Annotated in this window: 32 protein-coding genes; 19 read left to right on the top strand and 13 right to left on the bottom strand. The window is 65.9% G+C overall.

The features are described from left to right. The first annotated feature begins 8 nt into the window (after nt 1-8). Both ABT061_RS08375 and ABT061_RS08370 read left to right on the top strand, forming a co-directional pair. Entirely contained in the window at nt 9-809 is an 801-nt protein-coding gene (locus ABT061_RS08375; protein ID WP_350914084.1) for a M15 family metallopeptidase, read from the top strand. A 355-nt stretch (nt 810-1,164) separates the two neighbouring features. Further along, nucleotides 1,165-2,181 carry a TerC/Alx family metal homeostasis membrane protein gene (locus ABT061_RS08370; protein ID WP_350914082.1) on the top strand — a complete coding sequence of 339 codons (1,017 nt, stop codon included), beginning with the start codon at nt 1,165-1,167 and terminating at the stop codon, nt 2,179-2,181. A 101-nt stretch (nt 2,182-2,282) separates the two neighbouring features. On the opposite strand, the gene ABT061_RS48355 is transcribed toward ABT061_RS08370, so the two are convergent. Further along, nucleotides 2,283-3,404: a DUF4328 domain-containing protein gene (locus ABT061_RS48355; protein ID WP_451935475.1), complete on the bottom strand. Its 1,122-nt coding sequence runs from the start codon at nt 3,402-3,404 to the stop codon at nt 2,283-2,285. A gap of 220 nt (nt 3,405-3,624) precedes the next feature. Between ABT061_RS48355 and ABT061_RS08355 the strand changes: the two genes are divergently transcribed. Continuing rightward, nucleotides 3,625-4,488, top strand: a complete 864-nt coding sequence (locus tag ABT061_RS08355) for an NUDIX hydrolase (protein WP_350914080.1) — start codon at nt 3,625-3,627, stop codon at nt 4,486-4,488. Between the two features lie 19 nt (nt 4,489-4,507). Here ABT061_RS08355 and ABT061_RS08350 read toward each other — a convergent pair whose 3' ends face one another. Beyond that, on the bottom strand, nt 4,508-5,311 hold the full coding sequence (locus tag ABT061_RS08350; RefSeq protein ID WP_350914077.1) for a PrsW family glutamic-type intramembrane protease: 804 nt from the start codon (nt 5,309-5,311) through the stop codon (nt 4,508-4,510). 52 nt (nt 5,312-5,363) lie between these two features. Continuing rightward, on the bottom strand, nt 5,364-5,633 hold the full coding sequence (locus ABT061_RS08345) for a cadmium resistance transporter (RefSeq protein WP_350914223.1): 270 nt from the start codon (nt 5,631-5,633) through the stop codon (nt 5,364-5,366). A gap of 45 nt (nt 5,634-5,678) precedes the next feature. On the opposite strand from ABT061_RS08345, the gene ABT061_RS08340 reads away from it, so the two are divergent. The 5 genes from ABT061_RS08340 (at nt 5,679) to ABT061_RS08320 (ending at nt 8,864) form a co-directional block, all read left to right on the top strand. Then, complete coding sequence (locus tag ABT061_RS08340; protein WP_350914075.1) at nt 5,679-6,407, top strand: hypothetical protein; 729 nt, start codon at nt 5,679-5,681, stop codon at nt 6,405-6,407. A gap of 144 nt (nt 6,408-6,551) precedes the next feature. After that, nucleotides 6,552-7,073, top strand: coding sequence for a hypothetical protein (locus ABT061_RS08335; RefSeq protein ID WP_350914073.1), 522 nt, complete (start codon nt 6,552-6,554; stop codon nt 7,071-7,073). 3 nt (nt 7,074-7,076) lie between these two features. Next, nucleotides 7,077-7,463: a hypothetical protein gene (locus ABT061_RS08330; protein WP_326646349.1), complete on the top strand. Its 387-nt coding sequence runs from the start codon at nt 7,077-7,079 to the stop codon at nt 7,461-7,463. 117 nt (nt 7,464-7,580) lie between these two features. After that, nucleotides 7,581-7,817, top strand: coding sequence for a hypothetical protein (locus ABT061_RS08325; RefSeq protein ID WP_030921016.1), 237 nt, complete (start codon nt 7,581-7,583; stop codon nt 7,815-7,817). A gap of 498 nt (nt 7,818-8,315) precedes the next feature. Next, complete coding sequence (locus tag ABT061_RS08320; protein WP_350914070.1) at nt 8,316-8,864, top strand: hypothetical protein; 549 nt, start codon at nt 8,316-8,318, stop codon at nt 8,862-8,864. A 110-nt stretch (nt 8,865-8,974) separates the two neighbouring features. On the opposite strand, the gene ABT061_RS08315 is transcribed toward ABT061_RS08320, so the two are convergent. Together ABT061_RS08315 and ABT061_RS08310 are read right to left on the bottom strand one after the other, a co-directional pair. Then, a complete protein-coding gene (locus ABT061_RS08315; protein ID WP_350914068.1) occupies nt 8,975-9,664 on the bottom strand; it encodes a hypothetical protein in 690 nt (229 codons plus the stop codon). A gap of 490 nt (nt 9,665-10,154) precedes the next feature. Further along, nucleotides 10,155-10,817 (bottom strand): flavoprotein, encoded by a 663-nt coding sequence (locus tag ABT061_RS08310; protein WP_350914066.1) that lies wholly within the window; start codon nt 10,815-10,817, stop codon nt 10,155-10,157. A gap of 184 nt (nt 10,818-11,001) precedes the next feature. On the opposite strand from ABT061_RS08310, the gene ABT061_RS08305 reads away from it, so the two are divergent. Continuing rightward, the gene (locus ABT061_RS08305; RefSeq protein ID WP_350914064.1) at nt 11,002-11,601 is read left to right on the top strand and encodes a hypothetical protein; all 600 of its coding nucleotides are present in this window, start codon (nt 11,002-11,004) and stop codon (nt 11,599-11,601) included. Between the two features lie 154 nt (nt 11,602-11,755). After that, nucleotides 11,756-12,175, top strand: coding sequence for a protein-tyrosine phosphatase family protein (locus ABT061_RS08300; protein ID WP_350914221.1), 420 nt, complete (start codon nt 11,756-11,758; stop codon nt 12,173-12,175). A 66-nt stretch (nt 12,176-12,241) separates the two neighbouring features. On the opposite strand, the gene ABT061_RS08295 is transcribed toward ABT061_RS08300, so the two are convergent. Beyond that, a complete protein-coding gene (locus tag ABT061_RS08295) occupies nt 12,242-12,721 on the bottom strand; it encodes an OsmC family protein (RefSeq protein ID WP_350914062.1) in 480 nt (159 codons plus the stop codon). A 303-nt stretch (nt 12,722-13,024) separates the two neighbouring features. Between ABT061_RS08295 and ABT061_RS08290 the strand changes: the two genes are divergently transcribed. After that, a complete protein-coding gene (locus tag ABT061_RS08290) occupies nt 13,025-13,546 on the top strand; it encodes a DUF302 domain-containing protein (protein WP_350914060.1) in 522 nt (173 codons plus the stop codon). Nucleotides 13,547-13,688: 142 nt separating this feature from the next. Continuing rightward, on the top strand, nt 13,689-13,853 hold the full coding sequence (locus ABT061_RS08285) for a hypothetical protein (protein ID WP_350914058.1): 165 nt from the start codon (nt 13,689-13,691) through the stop codon (nt 13,851-13,853). A 4-nt stretch (nt 13,854-13,857) separates the two neighbouring features. Here ABT061_RS08285 and ABT061_RS08280 read toward each other — a convergent pair whose 3' ends face one another. Beyond that, nucleotides 13,858-14,976, bottom strand: coding sequence for a DUF5685 family protein (locus ABT061_RS08280; protein ID WP_350914056.1), 1,119 nt, complete (start codon nt 14,974-14,976; stop codon nt 13,858-13,860). Nucleotides 14,977-15,213: 237 nt separating this feature from the next. Here ABT061_RS08280 and ABT061_RS08275 point away from each other — a divergent pair, with 237 nt between their 5' ends. Together ABT061_RS08275 and cutA are read left to right on the top strand one after the other, a co-directional pair. Continuing rightward, nucleotides 15,214-16,260, top strand: a complete 1,047-nt coding sequence (locus ABT061_RS08275; RefSeq protein WP_350914054.1) for a hypothetical protein — start codon at nt 15,214-15,216, stop codon at nt 16,258-16,260. 264 nt (nt 16,261-16,524) lie between these two features. Next, a complete protein-coding gene (cutA, locus tag ABT061_RS08270; RefSeq protein ID WP_350914052.1) occupies nt 16,525-16,869 on the top strand; it encodes a divalent-cation tolerance protein CutA in 345 nt (114 codons plus the stop codon). A gap of 77 nt (nt 16,870-16,946) precedes the next feature. Here cutA and ABT061_RS08265 read toward each other — a convergent pair whose 3' ends face one another. Together ABT061_RS08265 and ABT061_RS08260 are read right to left on the bottom strand one after the other, a co-directional pair. Then, nucleotides 16,947-17,612 carry a DUF6882 domain-containing protein gene (locus tag ABT061_RS08265; protein WP_350914050.1) on the bottom strand — a complete coding sequence of 222 codons (666 nt, stop codon included), beginning with the start codon at nt 17,610-17,612 and terminating at the stop codon, nt 16,947-16,949. A gap of 301 nt (nt 17,613-17,913) precedes the next feature. Beyond that, on the bottom strand, nt 17,914-18,084 hold the full coding sequence (locus ABT061_RS08260) for a hypothetical protein (protein ID WP_350914049.1): 171 nt from the start codon (nt 18,082-18,084) through the stop codon (nt 17,914-17,916). 664 nt (nt 18,085-18,748) lie between these two features. Here ABT061_RS08260 and ABT061_RS08255 point away from each other — a divergent pair. Continuing rightward, nucleotides 18,749-19,723 (top strand): leucine-rich repeat domain-containing protein, encoded by a 975-nt coding sequence (locus tag ABT061_RS08255; RefSeq protein WP_350914048.1) that lies wholly within the window; start codon nt 18,749-18,751, stop codon nt 19,721-19,723. A gap of 271 nt (nt 19,724-19,994) precedes the next feature. Beyond that, nucleotides 19,995-20,594, top strand: a complete 600-nt coding sequence (locus ABT061_RS08250) for a hypothetical protein (RefSeq protein ID WP_350914046.1) — start codon at nt 19,995-19,997, stop codon at nt 20,592-20,594. 110 nt (nt 20,595-20,704) lie between these two features. Here ABT061_RS08250 and ABT061_RS08245 read toward each other — a convergent pair whose 3' ends face one another. Next, a complete protein-coding gene (locus ABT061_RS08245; RefSeq protein WP_350914044.1) occupies nt 20,705-21,109 on the bottom strand; it encodes a hypothetical protein in 405 nt (134 codons plus the stop codon). A 113-nt stretch (nt 21,110-21,222) separates the two neighbouring features. Between ABT061_RS08245 and ABT061_RS08240 the strand changes: the two genes are divergently transcribed. Together ABT061_RS08240 and ABT061_RS08235 are read left to right on the top strand one after the other, a co-directional pair. Further along, a complete protein-coding gene (locus ABT061_RS08240) occupies nt 21,223-21,561 on the top strand; it encodes a transposase (RefSeq protein ID WP_350914042.1) in 339 nt (112 codons plus the stop codon). A 40-nt stretch (nt 21,562-21,601) separates the two neighbouring features. Further along, on the top strand, nt 21,602-22,396 hold the full coding sequence (locus ABT061_RS08235) for a phosphatase PAP2 family protein (RefSeq protein ID WP_350914040.1): 795 nt from the start codon (nt 21,602-21,604) through the stop codon (nt 22,394-22,396). Nucleotides 22,397-22,539: 143 nt separating this feature from the next. Here ABT061_RS08235 and ABT061_RS08230 read toward each other — a convergent pair whose 3' ends face one another. Then, nucleotides 22,540-22,746, bottom strand: a complete 207-nt coding sequence (locus ABT061_RS08230) for a nucleoside/nucleotide kinase family protein (protein WP_350914038.1) — start codon at nt 22,744-22,746, stop codon at nt 22,540-22,542. A gap of 35 nt (nt 22,747-22,781) precedes the next feature. On the opposite strand from ABT061_RS08230, the gene ABT061_RS08225 reads away from it, so the two are divergent. Then, entirely contained in the window at nt 22,782-23,240 is a 459-nt protein-coding gene (locus tag ABT061_RS08225) for a DUF1801 domain-containing protein (protein ID WP_350914036.1), read from the top strand. A 333-nt stretch (nt 23,241-23,573) separates the two neighbouring features. On the opposite strand, the gene ABT061_RS08220 is transcribed toward ABT061_RS08225, so the two are convergent. Then, nucleotides 23,574-24,020: a cytidine deaminase gene (locus ABT061_RS08220; protein ID WP_350914035.1), complete on the bottom strand. Its 447-nt coding sequence runs from the start codon at nt 24,018-24,020 to the stop codon at nt 23,574-23,576. Nucleotides 24,021-24,334: 314 nt separating this feature from the next. Continuing rightward, on the bottom strand, nt 24,335-24,715 hold the full coding sequence (locus tag ABT061_RS08215; RefSeq protein WP_350914032.1) for a hypothetical protein: 381 nt from the start codon (nt 24,713-24,715) through the stop codon (nt 24,335-24,337). Nucleotides 24,716-24,992: the final 277 nt, after the last annotated feature.

Genomic DNA, 24,992 nt, shown 5'->3' with positions numbered 1-24,992 from the left:
GGCAGCACGTGGCAAGTTCCAAATTCACGATCCGCACCCGGGCGGCGCTCGCGATGACCGTCGGCTGCCTGGCGGTCGCCTCCTGCGGCACGGCCATCTCCCAGCCCACATCGGCCCAGTCCACGTCGGCCGCGCGGCCGACGTCGTCGGCTCCCGAGCCGACCGCCGCGACGACGACACCGACAACGACACCGACGACGACACCGGAGCCCGGCACCGCGACACCGACCCCGACAGGCCCGCCGAAGTTCTCCGCGAAGATCTCCCCTGTCACCCGCCGGCTGCTCGAACACTCCTGGCGGCCGGGCTGCCCGGTCCAGCTCAGCGACCTGCGGCTGATCACGATGACCTACTGGGGCTTCGACGACAAGCCGCACACCGGTGAGCTGGTGGTGAACAAGAGCGTGGCCGACGACATCGTCTCGATCTTCCGGCGCCTGTACGACTGGCGCTGGCCGATCAACAAGATGGAGCTCGTCGACGTCTACAAGGGCGATGACTTCGACTCGATCGAGGCCAACAACACCTCGGCCTTCAACTGCCGCCCGGCGACGGGATCGAGTAGCTGGTCCAAGCACGCCTACGGTCTGGCCATCGACATCAACCCGCGCGAGAACCCGTACGTTTCATCGAACGGCTCGGTGGCGCACAGCAACGCCCGCAGGTTCGCCAAGCGCCCGGTGCAGGCCCCCGGCGTGATCAACCCGGGCGACCGGGTGGTCAAGGCCTTCCAGGCGAAGGGCTGGGAGTGGGGCGGCTACTGGTCAGGCATCAAGGACTACCAGCACTTCAGCAAGGGCGGCGGCTGAGGCCCGGGCCCTGGTTCGACGTCTCGTCCCCCCGTTCCCGCCGCCGTGATCGCCCGGCCGGTGCAGGTGGGGCCGCTCCGCCGGGTCTCTCCACGCTCGGGGCCGTGTTGCCGATCGGGGTGTCGGACGGCGGGTGCTCCCCTCCCCGTTGATTCCACCATCCGTGCGGATCAGGCCCCGACGGCAACCCGGGGTAGAAGCCTGTCCAACAACTGCCCTACTCTGGGACGACGAGGGGAGTACTTCCCAAGAGCCGACCCGGTCAGTACGGACGTTTCATAATGTCCCCGGGCGGCCACCTGCTGCGTGCGGGTGAAGGAGACCTCGAACGGCCAAGCACGTTCGAGGAGGCTTCATGCCCACCGAGGCATTCCTGTCAGCAGTCAGTCTTGAAACGATCGGTTCGCCACAACTGTGGATCGTCACCGTGGCCGCTCTGCTGCTGCTGCTCGCCGTGGACTTCATGCTGACGCGGCGACCGCACGAGGTACGGATGCGCGAGGCGGTGGGCTGGTCGGTCTTCTACCTGGCACTGCCCCTGGCCTTCGGCGTCTACCTGTGGGGGGTCTTCGGGTCCGGTGTGGCGGTGGAGTTCTTCACCGGCTACGTGGTGGAGAAGTCCCTGTCGGTGGACAACCTGTTCGTGTTCATGCTGCTGCTGTCCGCCTTCGCGGTCCCGGTCGCCCTGGCCCAGCGGGTCCTGCTGTACGGCATCATCGGGGCGCTGGTACTGCGGGCGATCTTCATCGCCCTGGGGGCGGCCGTCCTGCAGAGCGGTACCTGGGCGTTCCTGCTGTTCGGCGGGATACTGATCGTCACCGCCGTGAAGATCATGAAGGACGCGCTGAGCGGGAAGGAGCAGCATGTCGACATCTCCTCCATGCGCACGGTCCGGCTGCTACGGCGCTTCATGCCGGTCACCGACGACTATCGCGGTTCCCACCTGGTCGTTCGTGAGGGCGGCCGCCGCGCCCTGACCCCGCTGGCGCTGGCCATCGTGGCCGTCTTCGCCACCGACATCGTCTTCGCCGTCGACTCGGTGCCCGCGGTGTACGGCGTGACCGAGGACCCCTACCTCGTCTTCGCCACCAACGCCTTCGCCCTCCTGGGCCTTCGCGCGCTCTACTTCGTCCTCCTGGGCGTCCTGGCGAAACTGCGGCATCTGAACCACGGACTCGGCATCATCCTGGCCTTCATCGGGATCAAGCTCGTCCTGCACTGGGCGCACGGCGTCTGGACATGGGTCCCGGAAATCCCCACTCCGGTCTCGCTGGGGGTCATCGTCGCGGTCCTGGCCACCGTCACGGCCACAAGCCTGTACGCCAACCGCCTCGACGCGAAGGTCGCCTCCGCACCCGCCGAACGCGGGTAGCCGGGCGAAACAGGCTCGGGCGCGACGACATCCGGGCGAGGAGACGACCACGGGGCCGCGCGGCGGACGTCCGGGCCTGACCGGTCATCGGCCGGCCAGGCTCAGCCGTACGCGGGCGAGACGCGGGGCTGGAGCAGATCCCAGCGGTTGCCGTACAGGTCCCGAAAGGCGGCGACCGTGCCGTAGGGCTCGTGCCGTGGGGCCTCCTCGAAGGTGACGCCCGCCGACAGCATCCGCTCGTGGTCGCGGGCGAAGTCGTCCGTGTGGAGGAACAGGCCGACCCTGCCGCCGGTCTGGTCGCCGACGCGGGCCTCCTGCTCGGGGCCGTCGGCGCGCGCGAGCAGGAGCGCCGTCTCCCGCGCGCCTCGCGGGCGGACGGTCACCCAGCGTCCGCCCTCACCCCGGGGCGTGTCCTCCAGGAGCTCGAAGCCGAGGACATCGACGTAGAAGGCGATGGCCTCGTCATAGTCACGCACGACGAGCGTGGTGAGCCCGAGGTGCGGCTTCCCGAGCGGTCCTGCCCTTTCCTGGAGCCATACCGGCCCTCCTGTGCGGGCGGTCTCCTGAAGATCGGTGATCGTCAGGACGACCCGGATGGCAAGGAGGCCCGCGGCGATCGGCAGCGCGATGCCGACGATCAGGGCGAGGTCTGCCAGACCGCTTTCCAGGCCGCTTTCCACACCCTCCATGTCCGTCCCCGCCAGCCCCACGGACGCCAGCGTCGCGTACGGCCACAGCACCCACGTCAGCCACCATGCCCAGACCAAACCCGAGCGGCGAACCCTGAAGAGGTCGCTCCCCGGTCGCAGGCCACCTGGCCGGGAAGTGGCCAGAATGTCGTCGACGATCCCCTTGGGAGCGAACAGGTTGACGATGGGGAGGATCCAGCCGAGCACCAGGTACGGCGCGGCGTACACGTGAAAGACCCCTGGAGAGATCGCGTACGAGTTGGCGCGAGCACGGAACAGCCAGCATACGAAGGCGATTCCCGCCAGCAGGCAGAGCATCGGAAAAAGAAGGACGACCGGGGAGAGGAGAAGCGTGTACAGGGCCTCCCACTCGTAGACCAGTCGCCAGAGCCGGTCCCCCTCGTAGAGGATCCGCAGCCCCGACAGGCCCACGGACACGATGGAGACCAGCGCGATCAGGGTGATGGCAACGGTCGCGAACGTACGGATCGGGCGCAACGGGCGAATGTGCACGGAGAACGCGCTCGACTTCATGCGGGTCCTTTAACGAGGGGAAAGATACGCGCAAGTATGGCTGATCCGATATAGCCGATATAGAGGTATTTCTGGCCGTCAGCGGAAGGCTTCTCCGCTTCCCCGAGGTACGCCGCGGTCTCTCAACCGCGAGCGTTGGTCCGCGACAGGTCGCCGGGAGCATGGGCGGGAAGGCCACCCGGTCCGGTGCCGCCGGACCGGGCTGATGCATCATTGGTCCATGGCGGCCAGGGATGGGGATGGTTGGGCCCAGTGTGAGCGCGGGCACCGGCACTGGGGCGTGTACGGGGCGGCCGGGCTGCTCGCCGTCCACCACGACGCCACCGGGAAGCCGCACATCCTGATGCAGAAGCGCTCCGTCTGGAGCCACCACGGTGGCACCTGGGGACTGCCGGGCGGTGCCCGCGACAGTCACGAGGACACCGTCACGACCGCCTTGCGCGAGGCGTTCGAGGAGGCCACGCTGGACGGCACCGGCCTGCGGATCCAGGGTGTCTACCTCGACGACCACGGCGGCTGGTCCTTCGAGACGGTGATCACCGAGGCCGCGGAGCTGCTGAGGGCGGTTCCGGGCAACAGTGAGAGCGCCGACCTGCGCTGGCTTCCCGCCGAGGAGGTCACCGCCAAGAAACTTCACCCCGGCTTCGCCGAGACCTGGCCGGTGATCGGTCTCGCGCTCGCCCCCTCTCTCGTCGTCCTCGACATCGCCAACATCGTGGGCGCCCGCGCCGAGCACGGCTGGTGGAGGGACCGCGCCGGTGCGGCGGCCAGGCTGCTCACCGAAGTCGGCACGCACGCCGCCGGTGGACTGTGGACCGCGCCCGGCCAGATCCCGACCCTGACGCGCTGGTTCCCCCGGGTGACCGCGGTCGTCGAGGGAGCCGCCCGCGACGCCCCTCCGGTGTCCGGCGTCTCCGTGATCGCCGCCCCCGGAAGCGGGGACGACGCCGTCGTCCAGGCCGTAAGGGACGCCCGCCCGTGGGAGCGCGTCCTGGTCGTCACCGCCGACCGGGGACTGCGTGAGCGGGTCACGGAACTGGGCGCCGAGGTCGTCGGCCCCCGGTGGTTACTCTCCCGGTTGTGACGTTTCACGTGGAACATCCTCAAGGCTCGGGGTCTGGGGCGGCCTGTGGTTTCAGGTCGCGGGTGGCCCGGTGGAACAGCCAGTAGCTCGCCGCGGCGACGACGAGGAAGAACAGGCGGGCGGGCTGGGGTATGTCCAGAATGAGCAGGCCGTCGCTGAGCGAGTGGAGCAGGGCCGCCGTCATGAAGGCGGCGATGATGGGGATGGTGACGACGGCACGGCCTCTGACCTGCCAGGCCCCGAAGGCCACCGCGCACACCAGGCCGGTCCAGACGAGGTGGCTGAAGGGGGTGCTGAGGCCGCGTAGCAGGAGAATCGTGCCCGCGCCGACGGCACCGCCGTGGTTGGCGACGCTCTTCCAGGCGTAGGCCATCGACTCCATGATCGTGAATCCGGTCGCACAGGACAGGCCGAGCGCGACTCCCGCGGCCTTGGTGAGGTGGCGCCCGGTGAGGGCGACCGCGAGAGGTGGAACGAGCTTCGCGGGTTCCTCGATCCAGCCGACCCGCAGGATCGAGGTGCTGTTCTTCTGGGAGATGAAAAGCGAGTCGAAATAACCGCCGAGCAGCAGGGCGACGCCCCCGCCGAACAGGAACATCCCCATCAGCGTCATGGCCGGCACGCTGGTGGCGATGTGGATACGGTCGTGGATGGCGAGCAGGAGCGCGATGGGCCCGGCTGCGGCCCCGTAGAAGAAGGCTGCGGGCATGACCGCTTGATTGCCGGCCGTCTGCATCATGGCGATGAGCGAGAAGGACAGAACAATCATGGCGATCCACGCCTTGAACCATCGATGCCGGTAGAAGCGCAAACGGTCTCGCATAATGATTAATTCCCCGATACACCTGCCCCAAATTCGGGCGAATTGTCCATATTTATCTAAATATCGACTCCGCCACAATGACCACACCCACAATCATGAACACCACGGGCACCAGCCACCTGCCCGACCGCTCCACCAGCTCGATGATCTTCCTGTGCGACCCGAGCCAGGAGGCCACCACGCACCAGACCGCGACAAGCAGTGCGAACACGGCCACCGTGACGGCGCTGGATGCCGGACCGATCGCTTGAATCACGGGCGCGTTATGTCCCCTTCTTCCCAATGCGCGCGGCGACCGTGGCCAGCCGCGAGCTACGGGCATTATGATCACGTTCATCCACTCTTGTCGGCCCTCCGGAGACCGCACGTGGGCTATCCGCCTCCGCCGCAGTACGGCCAGCCGCCGCGGGGCGAGACGGGGCGCGGGCTGACCGTGCTGGTCGTCATGGCCCTCGGTGTGGTCATCGGGGCCGTCATCACCGTGTTCATGGTGCTCAATCCGCCCTCCTCGCCACCGGTCGCGGCGCCGACGCCCGATGCCGAGCACTCGGAGGCCTCGGTCCGCCAGGCCGCCCAGCCGGCGCTCGACGCGTACAGCAGCGGCTCCTACGGTGATTTCTGGGACCTGTGGACCACCGGGGCGCAGGGGTTGATCACCCGGGAGGAGTACGTGAGGCTGTTCGGCCTCTGCCCGCCGCTCGTGGCGAACTCCCCGTTCACCGTCGCCGAGGTCGCGATCACCGGTGACACCGCCATGGTCCAGGCCAGCCGGCTCGGCGACACGACGGAGTTCGGCTTCGTCTTCGAGAGCGACTCGTGGCGGTACGAGCCGTCGCCCGAGGAGCGGTCGGAGTACCAGAAGCCGGTCGACCAGATAGCCGAGCAACGGCGGGCCGCGGGATTCTGCGGCACCGTCACCCCCACCTCAGGCCCGTCCGATCCCGCCACCGGCCCCTCCGATCCGGCTTCCGCCCCCTCCGATCCCGCCACCGCACCCTCCGGCCCGGCTTCCGCCCCCTCCGATCCCGTTCCCGGCTCGTCCGATCCCGCGCCAAGTTCGTCCGCCTCCCCCCGGCTATCAGGTTTCCTTGAATAATGAATTTTGGACCTGCACATATGCGCATGTGTGGATACGCTCGGTTGTGTAGGGATACGCGGGGCCCTGGGGATGCCCGAGGCCGGTGATCTCCCCACCAGGGATGAGACGCGACCTCGGGGGGCGGAAAGGCAGGTGACGCGGATGACAACCGGCACCCGACCGGGAATCCCGCTCGCACCCGCCATCGAAGTCATGCAGAAGTGCTGCCATAATCCGCAATTCACAGCTACTGTCGAACTTATGGCCCACTCCATGCCGGCAAGGCAAGACGGCACAGGATCGGAAAAACCATCAGCGAATGATCACGATGGCGCCAGACATGAATCGGATTCGGTTCCGCTCTGGCTGGCACATCTTCAGCTTAGAGAAGGACAGAAGACCATCAGCGCATCAGCTCCCGAAACCTCTATCACTATAGAGCTGGATAAAGCGGATTATGAGGCACTCTCTCGTAAGGCGCGGCTGACCGGAAACCGCGTCGTCGACGTGATCCACACGGCGGTCCAGCGAGAGATCGGCAACAAACCCCACGTGATCACCCTGATGCATCGCTGGAACCTGCACCGAGAAGACCTCAACATGGCGGCCGAATCCCTCGGGGTCGACCAGCTCTCCGAGGCGGAGTGGGGCCAGATCGGCATTCGCCCGTTCAGGAGGCGTTGAGCCGTGCTTCCCGGTCGAGTGCTCGACGTGAGCGCACTGGTCGACATCGCGGTGGCGAAGACCGAATACTCCAGAAGCATCGCCGCCATGTGCCTTTTCCGTGGCGGCGGGATATGCGTCCCGGCGACCAGCCTCGCGGCGGTCCTGTCCATCTCCCCGATCTCGACCCAGGTGGAGCTGTTCGAACTCGTCACGACCCCCGGCGTGAAGATCGATGACTTCACACACGGGAAGGTCGGAGACATCGCGGAGATCCTCGACGGATCGCGCGACATCACGGCCGGACACGTCATCTGGTGTGCCCGCGCCACCCGATGGCCCATCCTCACGGACCGCGGGGCCGAGCTCGTCCAGTACGACCAGAACCTCGAAATCGATCCGCTGCCGTAGCCCCCGGAGCGGGAGCGCCGTCCCGGGCAGGCCGCCATAACCATCCGGTTGAAACCGATGCCAAATATCATTGTGCGCGCGATCGATTTTCGGAGCCGAGGCTTTCACACTGGGAGGGTGACGTTCCAGACGAGGCGCATCAAGCTCGACATTCCCGACGGACCGGAATACGACCAGGTACGCGATATGCACGGTCACTCGGTCACGGTGTTCGCGTCCACGGAGATCAACGGTGAACGCTCCCTGAAAATCGGCAGCCGAACGTTGCGGCTGAGGAAGGTGGGCGTGGACGAGGACGGCGAGGAGCCGATGGACATCTACCGGGCCGAGTCCATTTCGGACCCCTCGTACTGAGGACCCCTCGCGCCGAGCATCCGTCGCGCCGAGCGCACCCGCTCGCGCTCGGCGCGGGCGCCCATGCGCCCGCCCGTCGATCACACCCCGGACCCGCGGATCCGTAGCGGGGATGCCGGCGATTCGGCTGGGACCTCACCCGTCCCGGCCCGCCGACCTGTTCGGGTCGGCCACCTGACCCGAGGCCCTCGACGCCCTCGAAAGGTCCAGGCTCGGCGAACCACCTGTCCGCCAGGTCCGCGGGGCCGAGCGCACCGGCCCGGTGGCTCCCGGCCAATCCACGAGGACACGGACGCCTTCCCGGGCCGACCTGGAAGATCTCCGGCGCCGGAGGATTAGGAAATCATCACGTTTTCAGGATTCTGCCCTGATCCTCCCTTGCTCGGTTGCGCGAATATCCGCCTTGCGGCGCTTCCTAAGGGAGTACTTTTCGACAGAGACGTTGCCACAACTGCCCGGTATGGCAGGCCGGATATCAAACCCCCAAGTGAGGTAGCGATGCTGTCTTCCTTTGACCCGGAATATGCCCCCGTTGGTGATGTAGGGACCGCGCTGCTCTACGTCGACTCGCTTCTCACCCGTATCCGCGAGGGCGTCTCGCAGGCCGACCCCAAGCAGCGAGAGCTGATCGACGAGTTCTTCGGATCCTTCTCCAGCAAAGACGCCAGTGACGTGCTCGACGGCGCCTGCACGCTCGTCTACCTGTACATGGAGTGGCTGCGCCAGGCCCACGAGGAGCAGGACCGTGACGTGGTCGAATCCGTGGTTCCCTACGTCATCGGCAGCATGCGCAAGATGACGGTAAGCGTCAGACCCGAGGCCATCCCCGCCATGGCGGGCATGCTGACCGCCAGCGCCATCGGCCTGAGCCCGACGCTCTGGCGCAAGCAGTACGGACCCTGGACCGAAGCCGAGATGAACGCTCTGGAAGCGACCCTCGTCCTGCTGGCCGACTACATCAACCATCTAACCAATGACGAAACCACTGCAATTCGCATGATCGCCGACATTATGGAATCCATGGAGCAAGCGGACGATATGGGATAAATCTTTTATGTGTGGTTCCACTGAACGCGGATCGACGCCGATGGCCGTCAGATGAGCCGACCAGGGGCGCCCTTCTCACGCCCGTTCATGGCAGGACCCGCAGGTGACCTTCATCCGGACTGTTCCGGACCGTCCAGATGGAGAAAGAGCTCGTGCGCCGAATCGATGCTCGCACGCAACGCCTGCTCCAGTTCGTCGGCCTCACCCGTGAGATGTCCGATCTCCGGCATGCTCAGAGCGTCGGCACCGGACTCGGCGAGCAGTTCCTCATAACGGGGCAGCCGCTCCACCAGCGCCTCGATCTGGTCGCGGGCCCGGTAGGCACGTTCGGCGTCGGCGACGTGAGCCGCGTACCGTTCGAGCGCCTCCACCTTCGCGATGACGGCGCCCTCGCTGCCGGCGAGCGCTCGCTCCAGCGGTTTCACAGCGGCTGCCACCTCCCGGGTGACCCCGCCACGCATGAGATCGCGATGCTCTCCACGGAGGGAGGAGAGCTTGGCCAGTAGGCGCGCGATCTCCCATTCCTGCGGCGGCAGCATGACGGCGTTCCGCGCGACGTCGAGCAGTCCCTCGGTGTTGACCCGCGATCGCAGGACGGAACCGACCGCCGCCCGTGTCCGGGCGAGCAGGCGCCTCGCGTCGGCGTCGAAGTCGTCGAAGAGGAAATAGGAATCCCGGTGGCGGTGCGCGAGACCGTACAGTTCCCGCTCCGGAGTAACGCTCTCCTCGGCCTCCCCCGCGGCCCTGATCGCGGCGGAAAGAAACCACACGAGCACGATGAACAGCGGGATTCCGGCCATGGCTCCCCATCCAAAGGAAAGCGCCACCAAAAGGCCGACCGCAGCGAGCATGCCGCCAACGGCCAGGGGGGCCGCGGATTTTTTCTGTGGTTCTTCCGGTGGCCTCCAACCTGCTCGTATGCGCGCCAGCAGCGATGGATTCGCACGGAGCAGACCCGCGATCTCCGGGGACAGACCGGGATCGACCACCACACCGAACCGCTCTCTTCCCAAACCCTCCAGATCATCACCTCTTTTTGATGATCATTCTAGGGGAAGCTCCGTCGTATATGAGTGGACCGCTCGAAGAATGCCTTAAGCGGACCGGGGATCACGAAAATCAATGGCGGTTCGCACCGCGCATACCGCGGCCCGCGACGATCGCGGGTACGTGATGGCGCCCAGGAATCGACGCGGCACACGGCGCCGGATCCCCGGGCGTGATCGTTCTCAGACGGCGATCCACGGTCGGCCGCCCTCCGGAACCGCCGCTTCCGTGGTCTCGCGCACTTCACTCGCGACGGCGCCGCCCGGCTCCTTCGAGGGCTGCGAGGGCTTCGAGGGCAAGGGCCCAGGGATGGCTCTCCGCTTCCCCGCCTCCGGCGGCGGTCATGTCCGGCTCGGACCTACCGGAGCCGAGCAGGACCGGGACGCCCTCGGCCCGAAGGCTTTCGACGCTCCGGCGGAACGGCTCGCGGGAGGCGAGGCCACCGTTGACGAAGGGCAGTACGACCACGGGGATGCCGAGCCCGGGGGCTTCGGCGAGGAGGCCGAGGGCGTAGGTGTCGGCGATCCCCTGGGCGAACTTGTTGATCGTGTTGTACGTCGCGGGAGCGACGATGATCGCATCGGCCCTCGGCGGCTTGGGCTCGTCCGGCTTGCGGTAGCGGCTACGGACGGGGCGGCCGGTCTGCCGTTCCAGGGCGGGGACGTCGATGAAGTCCAGCGCGGACGGGGTGGCGACGATCTGGACGGCCCAGCCCGCGTCCTGGGCTAGGGCGACGAGACGTCCCACGTCACCGGCGCCGCCCGCGGCACACACGATGACGTAGAGGACCTTGCCGGACTGGCTCACTGGTGCACCATCCTCTTGCCGGTAGCCGAAAAACCACTGACGCACCCGAGGTGCCGCCGGGTCACCGCCCAGCTCGCTCGACCAGATGAGGTCCAGCATGAGTTCTCATGCGCCGACTCCAAATATGGAAACCTGCATCAGCTTCTCGGCCCAGTAGGGACCGAGCCCGCAGCCCCGTTCAGGCCGCGTCGCCGGCAGCATGGCACACCGCCCGGCGACCGATATGAAAGGATTCCAGCCCTTGATCTCGTATTGGGCTTTTGCTCGGCTCTTGGAGAGACAGATGCGGATATGGCCCTGGTGGTCGGCGGCTGCGCTGGCGGCCTTCTTCCCCTCTGTCATGGCGCGGATCGGCAGCGATCTCATCGCGAGCACCGGCCTCTTCTACTACGACATGCATGTCGGGGACGGGATCGGAATCTACCCGCTGGCCCAGGGCCTCGGCATCGGGCACTTCGGCTCCGCGGGCATCGACGTCATGCGGGTGCTGTGGGACATCGAAGTGGTCATGCTGGCCTTCGCCCTGCCCGTCCTGATGGTGGCGGTCGCGGCTCTGCTCCGGCGACGCCTGCACGGCCGGACCACCCGGGTCGTGGTCGTTGTGCTGAGCGTCCTCGCAGTGATCAACATCGCCGCCAACATCGTCGGCCCCTGGTCAGACCTGACCCAGTGCCCACCGACCGACCTCACCGACCTGACCGAGAGCTACTCCTGCCACCGGAACGGCACGGGAGTCGGCATCCCGCCGTTCATCTACGGCCCCGCGTACGCCTTCGCCGCGTACTTCCTGGCCGTCACCCGTCATCACGCGCGCATCGAGGCGCCGGGACTCGGGCGAGTGAGTCGCCCCAGCGTTCCAGACGGCGGCCTTCCCCGCTCATGAGCTCGGGATCCCGCGTGACATTCCCGATGCCGCGGATGCGACTGGGACACGATCGAACCGCGACCTGCCCGGCCGAGGAAGTGCGCCGGTACGGCGAGCGCTTCCGGTCAGCACACTGACCAGGCGAGAAAGCTAGGCTCGTGCCGTGATCGCTATGTGGGAGCCCACGATGGCGGGCGTGCTGCGACTGCCCTCCGGTCGGCTCGTCCGCGGCCGGGGGTTGCGCCGACCACTCCCGGAAGGTCCCGCACCCACCTTCGCGCTCTACCTGCTGGGCCATGAGCCACCCCCCGTTACCTGGGAGACCCGGTGGCTCCGCTGGCCCGACTTCTGGTTGCCGTCCGACCGTACGGCGACCGGCGACGCGTTACGCGAGGCATGGGTACGCGCCGAAGTCGAGCGCGTCGAGATCGCCTGCGGTGGTGGATACGGCCGGACAGGCACCGCACTGGCCTGCCTCGCCGTACTGGACGGGGTACCGGGCCACGAAGCGGTCGCCTACGTCCGGCAGCATTACGCCCGCCGCGCCGTCGAGACACCCTGGCAACGCCGCTTCGTCTCCCGCTTCCAATAGCGGCTCCCCGGTCACACCCCAACCGCCCGCCGACCGCGGAGGGGTGCCGGTCGGCTCGTCAAACGCTTAGCTCTCCTGGACCCGAATTGCCGGCATGGGGGTGATGGGGAAGTTCACCGAGCGGGCGATGAAGCACACCGCGTGTACGTCGTCGTGCAGCGAGCGGGCCTTCTCCACCATCGACACGTCGGCGACCGTCACCTCGGGACGCAGGACGACCTCGGTGATCTGGCCTCCGCCACCGCTCTCGTCCATCGTCATAACCCCATGGGCGTGGTCCTCGTATTCGGTGACGATGACTCCACCGACGGTACAGAGGTGGAGGTACCACAGCATGTGGCACTGAGCGACGGAGGCCACGAGCAACTCCTCGGGGTTCCAGCGCGCGGGGTCGCCGCGGAAGGCGGGATCCGAGGAGGCGGCGATCGCGGCCTTATTGTCCGCCGACACTTCGTGATCACGACTGAAGGACCGGTAGCCGCCCGTGCCTGCTCCGAGGTTGCCCGTCCACTCGACCTTGACGTCGTAGGTATGCGTGGTCGCCATAGGTTCAGAGCTTAGAAGACTCGGAAAGCACGCTCTCGCTCATGGGCATGCGCAAAGGCGCTCGGCGTCATGATCCGGTGTACGGTCTCGCCCGAATCGGGGGAGAAGCGCGGTCGCAGTGGCGGTTCGTGTCACTTCAAAACGGCACCGGTCGGGTTGGTTTTGATGGTTTGTCCTGGACAGCCGATTCTTGTTGTCGCTGATACGACATCCGGCGAGCCTGCTGGTCTCAGCACGCTCGACATGGACAACCTGTTACTCGGGTCCGCAGGTAGCGGGCAGAGCCCGGGGAGATGATCCGCTGTGACCTCGATAGACACTCGCGTCGTCATCCACCAGGTGCGCCGGCTCGACGTCCCGCTCCCGCAACGCTACGACGAAGCCGTACGCCGCTACGAAGAGCTGGCACCGGTCGCCGACATCGCCCGGTTCGAGCAACTCCCCAACTGGGAGGCTGCCCTTGAACTCGCCGCGACCAACGCGCCACACGGCTTCATGATCTACTGGAAATCCGACGTTACCGCCATGATGGCCGGATCGCCGTCCGGCTGGAAATGCACCGAATACCTGATGGGCAACCACACCATCGCCGAGCGCATGTTCCACCACGACCCGTCGGTCATGCTCCATGCACCCCTGCGCACCGTCATCTACGCCGACGCCGGGGAACGCACCCGGCTGGCCGTCGACCAGCCCAGCACGCTGTTCTCCACCTACGACAATCCCGCCATCGCCGAAGTCGGCCGGCACCTCGACCGACTGCTCGCCGAACTCTTCACGGCCATGGGGGCGACGCCGCCCGCTGAGCTGAAGCCGACGCGGTGAGCAGGCTGCGCCAGGACCAGGAGCACGACGACCGGCACGCAGCGACGGACTCGTAACGCGTAGGTCGACAGGCCCGATGAGATCGGACAGTCAGCTCAGTATCCGGCGCAGGTCTTGGGCCGAGTCCGCGAGTGTTGACGTCGTGTTCGACGCGGAGCAGCAGGTTGGCCGTACGCGCCGAGCCGATCTCGGTTGCCTGTGCCACGATCCCGGTGAACAGCGTGTTCTGGCGGATGCGGTCACAGGCGATGACCTGTCGATCGACCGACAGCACGCCGGCATGAGCCGACCACCCAAAAATGAATGAAGCACTAGCAGCTACAGTCGCAGTTGCAGTTGCAGCAGTCGGAACAACCGGAGCAACAGTCGGAGCAACCCGAGCACGCATCGCAGCACTGCCCGCAGGCGTCGCAGCCGCCGGCGTCGCAGCGCTCACCGCACGATTTGTAGCGGTCCTCGTCCCACGGCGGCCGGTACAACCCGCAGGTGCAGCAGGCCGCCGACAGGCACAGCAGCGACAACAGCCCGCCGGGGTCCGGCTTCAGCCGCGGATCACGCGGGGGCGCCTCGGGACTCTCCTGCTCGGCCTCGCCGAAGATCCGGCCGGTGGCGCGGCCGGTCTCCCTGACCAGTAGCGCGTTGACCAGAGGGCGTCGCTCCAGGTCCAGCTCGGCCACCGCGAGGCGCAATCCGTGCACGGCGTCGTCGCAGTGCCGCCGCGCGACGGCCAGGTCGGTACCCGAGGCGACGAGCGGGTTGTAGGCACCGCGGTCGCGGTCGCGGGCCAGGTCCTCGACGGCGTCCAGCAGGTGCGCCAGACGGCCGAAGTAGCGCCCGGCCTCCTCCAGCGTCTCCCGGTTGTGCGGCTTGCCGGCCAGTACGGCGGTGTGCCCGAAGGCGGCGGCGACCGCGGCCTCGGTGGGGGCGGTGAGCTGGAGCAGGCTCGGGTTCGGCAGGCGCTCCAGCCGGGTCTGCTCCTCGACCGCGGCGAGGAGCGGGGCGGGATCGAATCCGAGGGCGGAGGCCGTACCCGATCCGGCGGCCGACCAGCGGGCGGCCACCCGCCCCGCGCCGGCCGCCACCAACCGGCGGGCGTAGATGCCGTCGCCGTCCTCGACGTGGTCCCTGACCTTGCCCGCGGCCAGGATCAGCGAGACCGAGGCCGCCAGCCGTACCCCCTCGGCCTCGACGACGTCGGCGCCCTTGAACCCGCGCAGAGCGCAGGCCGCCGCACGCCGGTGCGGGGAGGAGGCCGGTGCCTGCGCCTCGGTGAGCACGGACACCAGCAGACCGTCGTAGTTGGTCACCAGCCGGGAGGCATGTCCGTGCTCATCTCTGAGGGCCAGGCAGAGCCCGCACAGGTGCGCCATCCACTCCTTGAACAGCCCACCGCACATCCCGTGCCGACATGGGCGAACAATCCCAAACATAGGCCCCTTCCCTGAATGTCCATCATCCAGCCTGCCAGCCGCCACTTGTCACACACTTGCAATGCGGCGGTTGCAGCGATCTCTCACCCAAATACCAGCGGCTCCCCGGATGATGATCTCGTTCACAAACCCGAAGGAACGAGATCATGAGAAGAGCACCGACCCTCCTGCTCACGGCGGCCGGGGCAGTCAATGGCTAAGGTTCCGAATGTGCGTGGGCTCGGGTTGCTTCTTGCGATGTCAGGCCTGGTCATGGCGGGTTGCGGCGGAACGGATGGCCCGGCCCCGGCCACCCCGGCCACCGGTATCGAGGAGTCCGGCGGACTGCGCGAGATGATGAAAGCGTTGTCAGCCGGCGGGCCGGCCGCCGAATACCTGGAGTACGGGGAGATGACGCACTGGCGCGAGCTGGGCGTGGTCACCGCGAGCGGCCCGGAGAAGAAGGAGAGACGCTGGTTGCCGGCGATCGGCTTCGGCTTCGGCGCGCTCGGCAGCAGCGCACGGCTGCTCCCCGAGAAGACCGGAATCGACGTCTACGGAGCCGTCCGGGCCGTCTCCTTGGGTAACCCGCCGAATACCGCGATCCGCATCGAAGGCAGGCAGGACGCAGCGACCATCCGTACCAAGCTGACCGCCCTGGGGGCGAAGCCGCGCACGATCGGTGGACAGCAGGGGCTGACGCTGGCCGCCGACGGCGCGATCGACCCGGACAGCGTGCTGACCAGCGAGCTCGGCCTGCTCAACCGGCTCAACCAGGTGGTGGTGACCGATTCGGTGCTGGTGTCCGGAGCCTCGGCCGATCCGGTGGCAAGTGCCCTGGGCGGCGGCCCCTCCCTGGCAGCCGACCCCGATCACGCCGCGATCGCCGGGTGTCTGGGCGACGTGGTCGCCGCCGTGGTCACGGCACCGCCTGCGCCGACGGCCGTGGCGCTGTACGGCGTGGGCCTGCGCCGCCCCGCGGCCACGACCGACCAGGCGGTCAACGTCGTGTGCGTGCTGCCCCGTGGGACCAAGGTGAAGGAGACCTTCACCGGGAAGTTCACCACGAAGGCCGTGACGCAGTCCGGCATGCCACTGTCCGACCTCGTCGAGGACATCGCGCACGACGAGGTCGGCTCCGGGGACGGTGCGGTGCTGCGGGCCACACTGAAGATCAAGCAGGACGGGCCGGTGACCCTGGTGCTGAAGATGCTGTCCACGGGCGAGCTGCCCAGGCTGTTCGACCCGTCGGCAGCCCTCGATCCCTCGGACCTCGTGGGCGACTCCCTGAAGTCACCCTCCTGACCTGCTGATTTTCCGATTCGAGGCTCGAGGGCGGCCCTGGGATGCGGATCATCCGACGCCGGTCGGATGTCCGTGCCGAGTCCGGCGAACCCGTCCTCGGCGAGGCTCGGTGCCGCCACCGGACCCCTGATGTCCTCGCAGAGGATGATCACGTCGCCGTGACGCGTGCTTGCCACCGATCCAGCTGCATCGACGACATTCAGGATTCCTGACCGCGGAGTGCCGCTCTTGATACCCATGGGGATGATTCGGCAGGGTGTTGGCATGGTCGAGAATGCTTCGGACTGTGTCGAGGTTCGTGTCACCACCAGCAGCCGCGAGGAGGCGGAGCGGATCTGTTCGGCGGTGGTGGGCCGGCGACTGGCCGCAGACTGCCAGATCATCGCGCCGATCGAGTCCGTCTACTGGTGGGAGGGCGAGATCCAGCGCTCCGAGGAGTTACTGCTGCTGATGAAGACCACCGTGGAGCGGTTCGAGGACCTCGCCCGCCAGGTGCGGGAGTCGCACTCCTACAAGGTGCCGCAGATCGTCGCGGTCCCCCTGACGGTCGGCAACACCGACTACCTCGACTGGGTCAGACGGGAGACGTCCCCGGCCTCCGGCGAGTAGAGGTTTCGTACCGACCGCCCGGGGGGCTGGATGGCCGCCGCCTGCGCCGACGTTGACATCGGCAAGCCGGTACGAGCTCAGCCGGGCTTAAGCGTGCTCTGCATGTCACTGATCCGCCCCTGGCCATCGAACTCCACGCGCAGGTCTGATCCGCCAGGGTGCTGACCGGCAATGACCGTCGCCGTTGTTTCAACATGCCAGCCCTGCTGAGTCAGGAAGCTCTCGACCAGCGTTCGATGGTCGAGTTCGTACATCGAAATGGCCTGGGCCAGGACAGAGACGACGCGTTCGGGCTGTGCGGGCATCAGCACCGAATCCGGTACGGCCTCCAGAAGGAGGAAAGCGGCCCCGCCCTGGTAGGGGCCACGGTAGTAGCAGAGCCCGGTCAGAGTTGCCGACAGCAGGGCGAGCAGGTGCCCGTCGACCTGGTCGAGAGGCAGCGTCGCCTCGGTCAATTCCGGGATGTGCTGCTGCCGCCCGTACTCCTGCAACCAGTTGGCGGCGCGCAGAAGATTGGGCGGGAGATTGCTCTGCGTGTTGGCCCACGCCCAGAGCCAGGTCTGATCGCGGTGGCCTTCCGTCCCCAGAAACTGGATCGGGAATCTGAAGTCCTCGCCGAACGTGATGGTTCCCGCACCGGTATCCACAGCCCAATGGCGGTCGCCAAGCAGATCGATCAGGGCGAACTGGCGTGCCAGGGAAGAGGCGACAGAACGTGCGAGATGCTGGAGCAGGTTATTCAAAAGTAAACCTCTTCGGTGATACAGCGAAGAGCGACACCATTGCCAGATCGTGAATGACAAGCCCTTCTCGGGTCACGGTCATCCTGGTGCGACACTCCGGCTTGGCCATAACGAAACGATGCGGCGGCGTCCGTAGAACTGTGGATTCCAGGTCCCGCGCTTTGAAGGCCGAAGCCCCATTCCTTCCTCAAGGAATGGGGCTTCGGTGTGTGACCAAAGGCGTTCTCAACTGCGTCCTGTCATCTTCCGGACGACGAGAGGACACTCATCACTGCCGCCTAGGCAACCATTCTGATGAGAATCAGAACGGGCCGTCGGAGCACATCATCCGCTTACCGCCGATGGTGCACGGGTACCAATCAAGGTCGCGTGGCTGGGCCTGAGCGGCACCCGTGGTCGCGGAGCCAACGATCATCAACGCCACCGTCGTGGTAGCGGCGACGGCGGCCACTCGCCTGACAAGGTTCCTCATGATTCTCCCTCCAACAATTCGTACTCCAGGATCAAATCAAGAGCCGCTGGAAACCCACTTGTAAGTCAATGGTGCGATCCGCGGCAGACCGTACCCGTACCGCTCCGCGCGGTACGGGTACGGCGCGCCACGCGAGACTCGGCGATCGCTGGTACCCGCCCAACGCTGCTCCAGGCAGGCCCAGACCGTTCTACCGGCGTCGTTACCTCGGCGGACGCCCTGCCGCCTGCGTCCGGCGATCCCGCCCAGATCCGGCCTCACCAGATCGCGCCGGCCTGGCACCGCGCGCCGCCTCACGCCCCGCTCCAGGCGGATGTGTCACCTGACCTCGGCATGTCGGCGCCGGGAGTGAACCTGAGTCTTTTGTCCTGGATCGACGCTCATGGACCTGGACATCGCGATGGTGAGAGCGACAGGCCAAAGCGGCGGTCCACTGCCTGGCCCGACCTGCCTCCGCGCCGGCCGCTAGGCAGGCGGTCGCGGAGGCCGAGGAATTCCGGAACGCGATCACCCACCAGGCCCCACTGATCTACAAGTTGGTCTCCAGTCTCGGTCTTTAGCCTCGTCAACAGTGCTCCTGACGGAAGCGGCACCGAGGGAACGGGCCGAAGAACGGCGGGACAGGAGAACCAGCCCAGGCACGAGCGATGATGAAAGGAAGATCATGACATGGTCCGAGACGGGACATGCGATTGCCGTCGCACGGATCCGCAAACGCCTGCGGAACGGATCGACCAGCCTCCACCTGTCCAATCTCGGCCTGGAGGCGTTGCCCGAGTTGCTCGGCGACTTCACTCACCTGACCAAGCTCGACCTGAGTTACAACCGGCTGAGCGTCCTGCCCGAGTCATTGAGGAACCTCACCGCTCTGACCACGCTCAACCTGTCACACCTCCGCCTGGAGAGGTTTCCTGAGTGGCTGGGGAACCTCCCCGCTCTCACCACGCTCAGCCTGCGCGGTAACCAGACGGCCGTCCTGCCCGAGTCGCTGAGGAACCTCACCGCCCTGACCACGCTCGATCTGTCCTTTCGCGGCCCGGAGGCGTTGCCGGAATGGCTGGGGAACCTCTCCGCGCTGACCAGACTCGACCTACGCCACAACCGGATGACCGCCTTACCCGGGTCACTGGGAAACCTCACCACTCTCACCCAACTCGACCTACGCAACAACGAACTGACAGCCCTACCCGAGACACTGGGAAACCTCACCGCACTGACCGAACTCGACCTACACAAAAACTGGCTGACAGCCTTACCCGAGTCACTCGGAAACCTCACCGCACTGACCAAACTCAACCTGCGCCACAACCGGCTGACCGACCTGCCCGAGTCGTTAGGGAAACTCATCAATCTCCCCCGGCTTAACCTGTACAACAATCAACTGGCAGCCCTCCCCGATTCCCTGGGGAACCTCACCGCACTGACCGAACTCAACCTGCGCCGCAACCGGTTGACCGACCTGCCCGAGTCGTTGGGAAACCTTACGGCCCTGCTCCGGCTCGACCTGCGCGATAACCTGCTGGCTGCTTTACCCGAGTCGTTAGGGAACCTCACCGGCCTGACCGAGCTCGACCTGCGTGGCAACCGGCTGACCGACCTGCCCGAATGGCAGGAAAGATTTACCGGCCACACCAGATGAGACTCTGCGGTCTCACCCGTCCGCGTGCTCTGGCCGGAACGTCGCAGTGTGGCCGCTCAGAGGCATCGACGCCGGCCCCGGAAACACCCTGGCCTCTGGCGATGCACTCGGCCGGCTCCATTCGGCCCAGTTCAGGCCCGGCTCTGAGCGGATCTCATGCGACCTGTCCGACCACCTGGATTTGCAACTCAATATGCAACCGTGGAGTTCCGTGCCATAATCTTGCCCTGGCCATTACGCATAATGTCTATGCAGTTGAAAGGGCATCAAGATGAAAGCCCGTATCTGGTGGTGTCTGGCAGCGGTGGCCGTCTTCCTGCCGACCATGTTCATCTCCAACTGCGGATGGGTCAGCGAATCCACCGGCCACTGCGGGCAAGACATGTTCGACCGAAGCGGTATAGGCCTACCGCATCTTGCTCTGATCCTGGACATCAAGATCATATGGCTGATAAAGATGCTTTTTATGGTGGACGCCTTTATATTGGTGTTCGCGATTTTGCCGATCCTGGTCGGCCTGGCGGCAGCGGTGAGAAATCGCTGGAGTGGGCGGATCAGCCTTCTGGTAGCCGGAGTAATCGCAGCCCTGGGGACAGTCAACGTTTTGTGTACGGCCCTCTCCAACTGGGTTTTCGCGTCCGGTGAGATCTCCGTCATCTTCGGCGAGCGTGACGACCCTCCCACCCAGGGCCCGTGGTCCCCGCCTTCTTCCGTCTGGCTGGGCCTCGCCTACCTTCTCGGCGCCGTTCTCCTGGTCATCGCGTTCAAACATGGACGGTCGGAGCCTCCACAAGCAGGAGAAGTCAAGGACAGCTCAGTCCCAGAGCCCTCAAGTGCGGCAAACGAGGCACCCCACATGTCATCCCGCTGATGTCGTGATCGATCGCCCGGCAGGCTCCTCGCACCTCAGGGGCAGGTCGGCCACCATGGTCGAGGTGGCATAGGACGACTCTTCCGGCGGCGGTCACGAACCGACGAGGTTCAACGGCGCCTACCGCCTCCGCCGAACAGGTAACCGATGAAATCGCCGATTCGGCGTAGCACGCTGCGACTCCGGCCGGAGTCGGAGGTCTTGCCCTGGCTCTGCCAGCGGTACTGGCCGCGTTGGGCCTCATCGCTCTCGCACTTGCGGCGGTCGACGATCCGGTGGGTGCCGTCAGCCTGACGTGAGCTCGTGTCCACGCACTGAGCGGTCGACCGGTTGTCGCCACTGGCTACGGGCTTCTTCCAAAAGGTGATCCCCACCAGGGCGATCAGGACAACCATCACGGCCGTGACGAGTATCGCGGGGATCCGGCGGCAGCCTTGCGGCTCCTCGCGTGGTGGATCGTCTGCGGGGTCGGAAAGCCTTCTGGGCACATACGACTCGTGCTCCGACGCGGTCATGTCCATTCCTGTCACGCGGACGCGGGATCGGGGACCACACGGCCCACGACAGGCCTACCGGCCCCTGTGACATCCAGCCTGACGATGGCTGCTTGCAACTCGCTTGGACATCGATGCAGAGGCGGAACGCACCGACTACCACGTGGGCGCCAGTCGGGCGGACCCCGGTGGTGGCCACGACCGGAGCCCGCCGCCCGGCCATGATGATCTCCGCGGTCAGTCCCCGCGGCGAGCTGCGCTTTCAGCTGTTCGACCACGGGCCGGACGCCGATGCCTTCATCGGGTGCTGCGGGCGCCTGATCGTCGACAACTCCCGCGTGCACCGGGCCAAGAAGGTCAAGCAGTTCGTCGATGCGACCGAGGGTCGGCTGTCGCCGTTCTTCCTGCCGCCGTATTCGCCCGAGCCCAATCCGGACGAGTGGGTAGCGCCCCGCCTGGGCTCTTTCAGCTGACATGATCCATGCCGAAACGGGGTGAGTTAGTGTCACCCGCGTGAGCCTGCTTGAGGTGGCCGCCAGCCGGTTATCGCGCTTGGTTGCATGGGCCCGGTCAGCCGCACTGGTCGGGAGGACGGGTGGGCGCCCCGCACCCCTCGTCGAAGTGGCTGGTCTGCTGCTCGTGATCCTGCTCTTCTCACGGCTTCATGCCGCCGCCGGGAAGGACGTCGCAGCCGCCACCGCCAACGCTCTGGCCCTGCAATCCATAGAGCGGGCCTTCCACCTGGACATCGCGCTGAGGGCGAACCAGTGGCTGACCGAGAATCCATCCCTCATCCAACCGGCGGTGTACTACTACCGCCTGTACTACCTCGCGATCATCGGTGTGCTTGTGTGGGTCTTCGTCCGGCACGCCGATGTCTACATCAAGGTCCGCCGAACCCTCGTCGCGATGGCCGTCCTCGTGCTGCCCGTTTTCTGGGCGCTGCCCATGTCGCCCCCACGGTTCGCTCTACCTGGCGTCGTCGACATCATTGCCGGGCACGACATTCTGGGCAGCCATGCCTCACGAGAGATCGAGAACGGCCAGAACCTGTATTCGGCGATGCCCAGCATGCATGTGGGGTGGTCGTTGTGGTGCGCGTATGCCGTGTGGTGCGCGCTGCGGGCCTCCCATCCGCGAATGGCTTTGCTGTCGTGGATCTTTCCACTGGGTATGGCGGTAGTCGTGCTCATCACGGGGAACCACTACGTCCTCGACATCGCCGGAAGCGCCGTGTTGCTGGCCGTCTCCATCGCTGTCGTATCAGCGTGGGGCCACCTCGCCGAACGCCGGCGTGCTCAGGATTGAACCCCTGCGGACAGCTGCGGGGGAACCGGCACTGCCCGGATGCCTGCTCACCTCGATCAGGCGGATCTCGCCGTTCTCCGGGCCGGTGTGGCCGCCGATGCGCTCATCGGTGTCTTGCCCAACTGGTCGACCTCAACAGGCGATCAGCCTTGCATGATCTGCGGTCGGCTGAAGACCGTGTTGTCGATGACCACGTCCGCCAAGCGCAGCGGGCCGACCTCGGCGACATAGAGACGCTCGGCCAGCAGGTAGCGCCCGCGATGGAGGTCCTCCGCTTCAGGGTTCGAAGCAGCGACAGGGCCTCTGACCAGGGCGGAAGCATCTCCCCGAACCTTAATCGTCCCGTGCATGTCTCCGAGACAGAACGCGCCAGGATCATCCCTGGTTGCTGTCAGCGCTGCCGCCAACGGTCGCTGCATTCGGAATTATGCTCTTTGACGTTGTATGGGAGGAGCGGCAGGTGCAAAACAAATCTGGCGAGGTTGACCGCTTCATGACGGCCCTCGATCACCCGTTGAAGGCGGGTGTTGAACAGCTGAGATCAGCGATTTTGGCGTCGAACACGGATATTTCCGAGCATGTGAAATGGAACGCCCCGAGCTTCCGCTATGACGGAGAGGACCGGGTGACCTTCCGGCTCCGGCCGGGTGATCGACTGCAACTCATCTTCCACCGCGGGGCGAAGGTCCGAGCCGACAGCGCCGAGTTCGCCTTTCAAGATCCCACCGGTCTCATGACGTGGCTCGCACCTGACCGGAGTGTCGTCACGTTCCCAGATCTGGAAGCCGTCCAGTCCCAGCAGGTGGCGGTGGTGTCCTTAGTGAAGCAATGGGTCCGGGCGTAGAGGCGGGAGATGTTCAAGGCTCGGGTCGGAAAAGCACCCCTGACCTGGATGTTCGCTCTGAGAACAGGTGACGGGGATCGAACCCGTGCTGTCAGCTTGAGAAGTGCGGGAAGTACGGCAGGTGGCGCGGCCGAACTGGGCCTCGAACCTGAACGCTGAGACCATGCACGTGGTGAAAAGCGCAGCAGGGGCAAGCCGGGTCGGGGCTGTGTCAGTATCGCGTTGTGCGGGGTGGAAGGGCAGCGACGGGGGCTGGGGACCCGCTCGTCGGTGACCCACCGTGCTGTGCAGGGGTTCGCTACCGCGTTCCAGCTGAGGTGGCTCGTTTTCCTGTCAGGAAAAGTGGGCCTCAGGGCCCGGCCAGGCCCCATCATCGGTGAACTGCGATCCCCAGTAGAACGGGTTCACGTCACGAAGAGTGCGAACGCTCCATCCCGTCACGGCGAAGTCGTCGGGCACGCCGACCTGGACGTCAGGCCCCCACAAGGCCAAGCGTTCCTGACAGATGCCACATGGAGGAAGGACAAGGACGCGCTCACGTCCTGGGTCCCGATACACGCACACGGAGGCGGTGACCTTCTTGTCGAGCGTGTAGGCCTGGCAGATGGCGCCGGTCTCATGACACAGAGACACGCCGCCGTTGAGGTTGTCCAAGCCGACGCTGGTGAGGATTTGCCCATCATCCAAGTAGATGGCTGCCGCACCACCTTGCTCGTCAGAAGGCCATCGCCGATCCAACTGCGCGACAGCCGCGTCGACAAGTTTTTGATCAAGCTGCATGACAGCATCTTGACACATCAAGCAACCTGGCAGGGTGAGGACAAAGGTAGTCATACCGTACAGCCCTTTGGCTCCCACGTTGGCTCCCAGAAATAGACCTCTGGCAGTTTGGTCACCTCGCTCATGCTCCCGGGTGGCGCGCACGCCCCCCGCCGGCTCTTCCCGTCGCCGTCGTCCCACCTACCGGGGAGCGGGCCAAAGCCAGGGTGCCGAGGTGAATCGCCCCACCGGACGAACGACCTTGACGCCCTGGCTCCCAGTCTGCTCGGCTTGCCCTGGGATGACGGCGGCAGGAAGATCCGGCACCCAACCACCTACAAACCCGGCTCATGCTCTTGGCGATCCCCTTGGAGCCGAAGTGCCCCCGTCGGAGGCACTTCACCACGACGTCGCTCAGCCAATATGCAGACGCCGGCTCCGATGAGAAGCGCTGTTCCGGCATTGATCAGAACATCCATGGCGGCGATGTCGAGGCCAAATTCATACCCGTAGAGAGCGCGAAATACCATCCAAAAGCCGATGACCAGGGAAGTCATCGCAACTACTCGAAGCACTGAGGGCCACGAGTTTTTGCGAACGCGGTAGACAAGCGTGATCAGAAGGGGGAGGAGAATAACCGACAAGTAGAGCGGCCAGGGATCATGCATGAGGAATCTCGCCACATAGTCAAGAGGAGTCGGTTCGAAGTCGGACATAGCACATGATCGTAAAGCACGATGTTCCACGAGCGATAGGTGCTCACGAACGATGGCATAGAGCCGCGGTGGCACGGCCTGAGTACGGCGGGAGGAACCATGTCTGATCTGGGCTTTTCTATGTTGCGAGAGTGGCGGAGCCTAGGAAATTCGAGCTCCTGACATCCTGCTTACAAATCGGCCCGATCTCGGGCTGTGCAGGCCGTGAGCTGGGCGGAGGGTCCCCGCGAGTGGCCGTGACCACCCCCTGTCGACCACCCTTAAATGGCCCGCTAAT

The sequence above is a fragment of the Streptosporangium sp. NPDC002544 genome (assembly GCF_040295965.1).
Lineage (GTDB): Bacteria > Actinomycetota > Actinomycetes > Streptosporangiales > Streptosporangiaceae > Streptosporangium.
Note: the sequence above shows the minus strand (reverse complement) of the source record. Positions and strands in the feature narration are given on the sequence as shown.

What these genes read in the sequence shown, in the direction of transcription:
- ABT061_RS08370 (WP_350914082.1), top strand. Translation starts at nt 1,165, where the DNA reads ATGCCCACCGAGGCATTCCTGTCAGCAGTCAGTCTTGAAACGATCGGT.
- ABT061_RS48355 (WP_451935475.1), bottom strand. Translation starts at nt 3,404, where the DNA reads ATGAAGTCGAGCGCGTTCTCCGTGCACATTCGCCCGTTGCGCCCGATC.
- ABT061_RS08355 (WP_350914080.1), top strand. Translation starts at nt 3,625, where the DNA reads ATGGCGGCCAGGGATGGGGATGGTTGGGCCCAGTGTGAGCGCGGGCAC.
- ABT061_RS08350 (WP_350914077.1), bottom strand. Translation starts at nt 5,311, where the DNA reads ATGCGAGACCGTTTGCGCTTCTACCGGCATCGATGGTTCAAGGCGTGG.
- ABT061_RS08345 (WP_350914223.1), bottom strand. Translation starts at nt 5,633, where the DNA reads ATGCCCGTAGCTCGCGGCTGGCCACGGTCGCCGCGCGCATTGGGAAGA.
- ABT061_RS08335 (WP_350914073.1), top strand. Translation starts at nt 6,552, where the DNA reads ATGACAACCGGCACCCGACCGGGAATCCCGCTCGCACCCGCCATCGAA.
- ABT061_RS08320 (WP_350914070.1), top strand. Translation starts at nt 8,316, where the DNA reads ATGCTGTCTTCCTTTGACCCGGAATATGCCCCCGTTGGTGATGTAGGG.
- ABT061_RS08315 (WP_350914068.1), bottom strand. Translation starts at nt 9,664, where the DNA reads ATGGCCGGAATCCCGCTGTTCATCGTGCTCGTGTGGTTTCTTTCCGCC.
- ABT061_RS08310 (WP_350914066.1), bottom strand. Translation starts at nt 10,817, where the DNA reads ATGCTGGACCTCATCTGGTCGAGCGAGCTGGGCGGTGACCCGGCGGCA.
- ABT061_RS08305 (WP_350914064.1), top strand. Translation starts at nt 11,002, where the DNA reads ATGCGGATATGGCCCTGGTGGTCGGCGGCTGCGCTGGCGGCCTTCTTC.
- ABT061_RS08300 (WP_350914221.1), top strand. Translation starts at nt 11,756, where the DNA reads ATGTGGGAGCCCACGATGGCGGGCGTGCTGCGACTGCCCTCCGGTCGG.
- ABT061_RS08295 (WP_350914062.1), bottom strand. Translation starts at nt 12,721, where the DNA reads ATGGCGACCACGCATACCTACGACGTCAAGGTCGAGTGGACGGGCAAC.
- ABT061_RS08280 (WP_350914056.1), bottom strand. Translation starts at nt 14,976, where the DNA reads ATGTTTGGGATTGTTCGCCCATGTCGGCACGGGATGTGCGGTGGGCTG.
- ABT061_RS08275 (WP_350914054.1), top strand. Translation starts at nt 15,214, where the DNA reads ATGTCAGGCCTGGTCATGGCGGGTTGCGGCGGAACGGATGGCCCGGCC.
- cutA (WP_350914052.1), top strand. Translation starts at nt 16,525, where the DNA reads ATGGTCGAGAATGCTTCGGACTGTGTCGAGGTTCGTGTCACCACCAGC.
- ABT061_RS08260 (WP_350914049.1), bottom strand. Translation starts at nt 18,084, where the DNA reads ATGAGGAACCTTGTCAGGCGAGTGGCCGCCGTCGCCGCTACCACGACG.
- ABT061_RS08255 (WP_350914048.1), top strand. Translation starts at nt 18,749, where the DNA reads ATGACATGGTCCGAGACGGGACATGCGATTGCCGTCGCACGGATCCGC.
- ABT061_RS08250 (WP_350914046.1), top strand. Translation starts at nt 19,995, where the DNA reads ATGAAAGCCCGTATCTGGTGGTGTCTGGCAGCGGTGGCCGTCTTCCTG.
- ABT061_RS08245 (WP_350914044.1), bottom strand. Translation starts at nt 21,109, where the DNA reads ATGACCGCGTCGGAGCACGAGTCGTATGTGCCCAGAAGGCTTTCCGAC.
- ABT061_RS08240 (WP_350914042.1), top strand. Translation starts at nt 21,223, where the DNA reads ATGCAGAGGCGGAACGCACCGACTACCACGTGGGCGCCAGTCGGGCGG.
- ABT061_RS08230 (WP_350914038.1), bottom strand. Translation starts at nt 22,746, where the DNA reads ATGCACGGGACGATTAAGGTTCGGGGAGATGCTTCCGCCCTGGTCAGA.
- ABT061_RS08220 (WP_350914035.1), bottom strand. Translation starts at nt 24,020, where the DNA reads ATGCAGCTTGATCAAAAACTTGTCGACGCGGCTGTCGCGCAGTTGGAT.
- ABT061_RS08215 (WP_350914032.1), bottom strand. Translation starts at nt 24,715, where the DNA reads ATGTCCGACTTCGAACCGACTCCTCTTGACTATGTGGCGAGATTCCTC.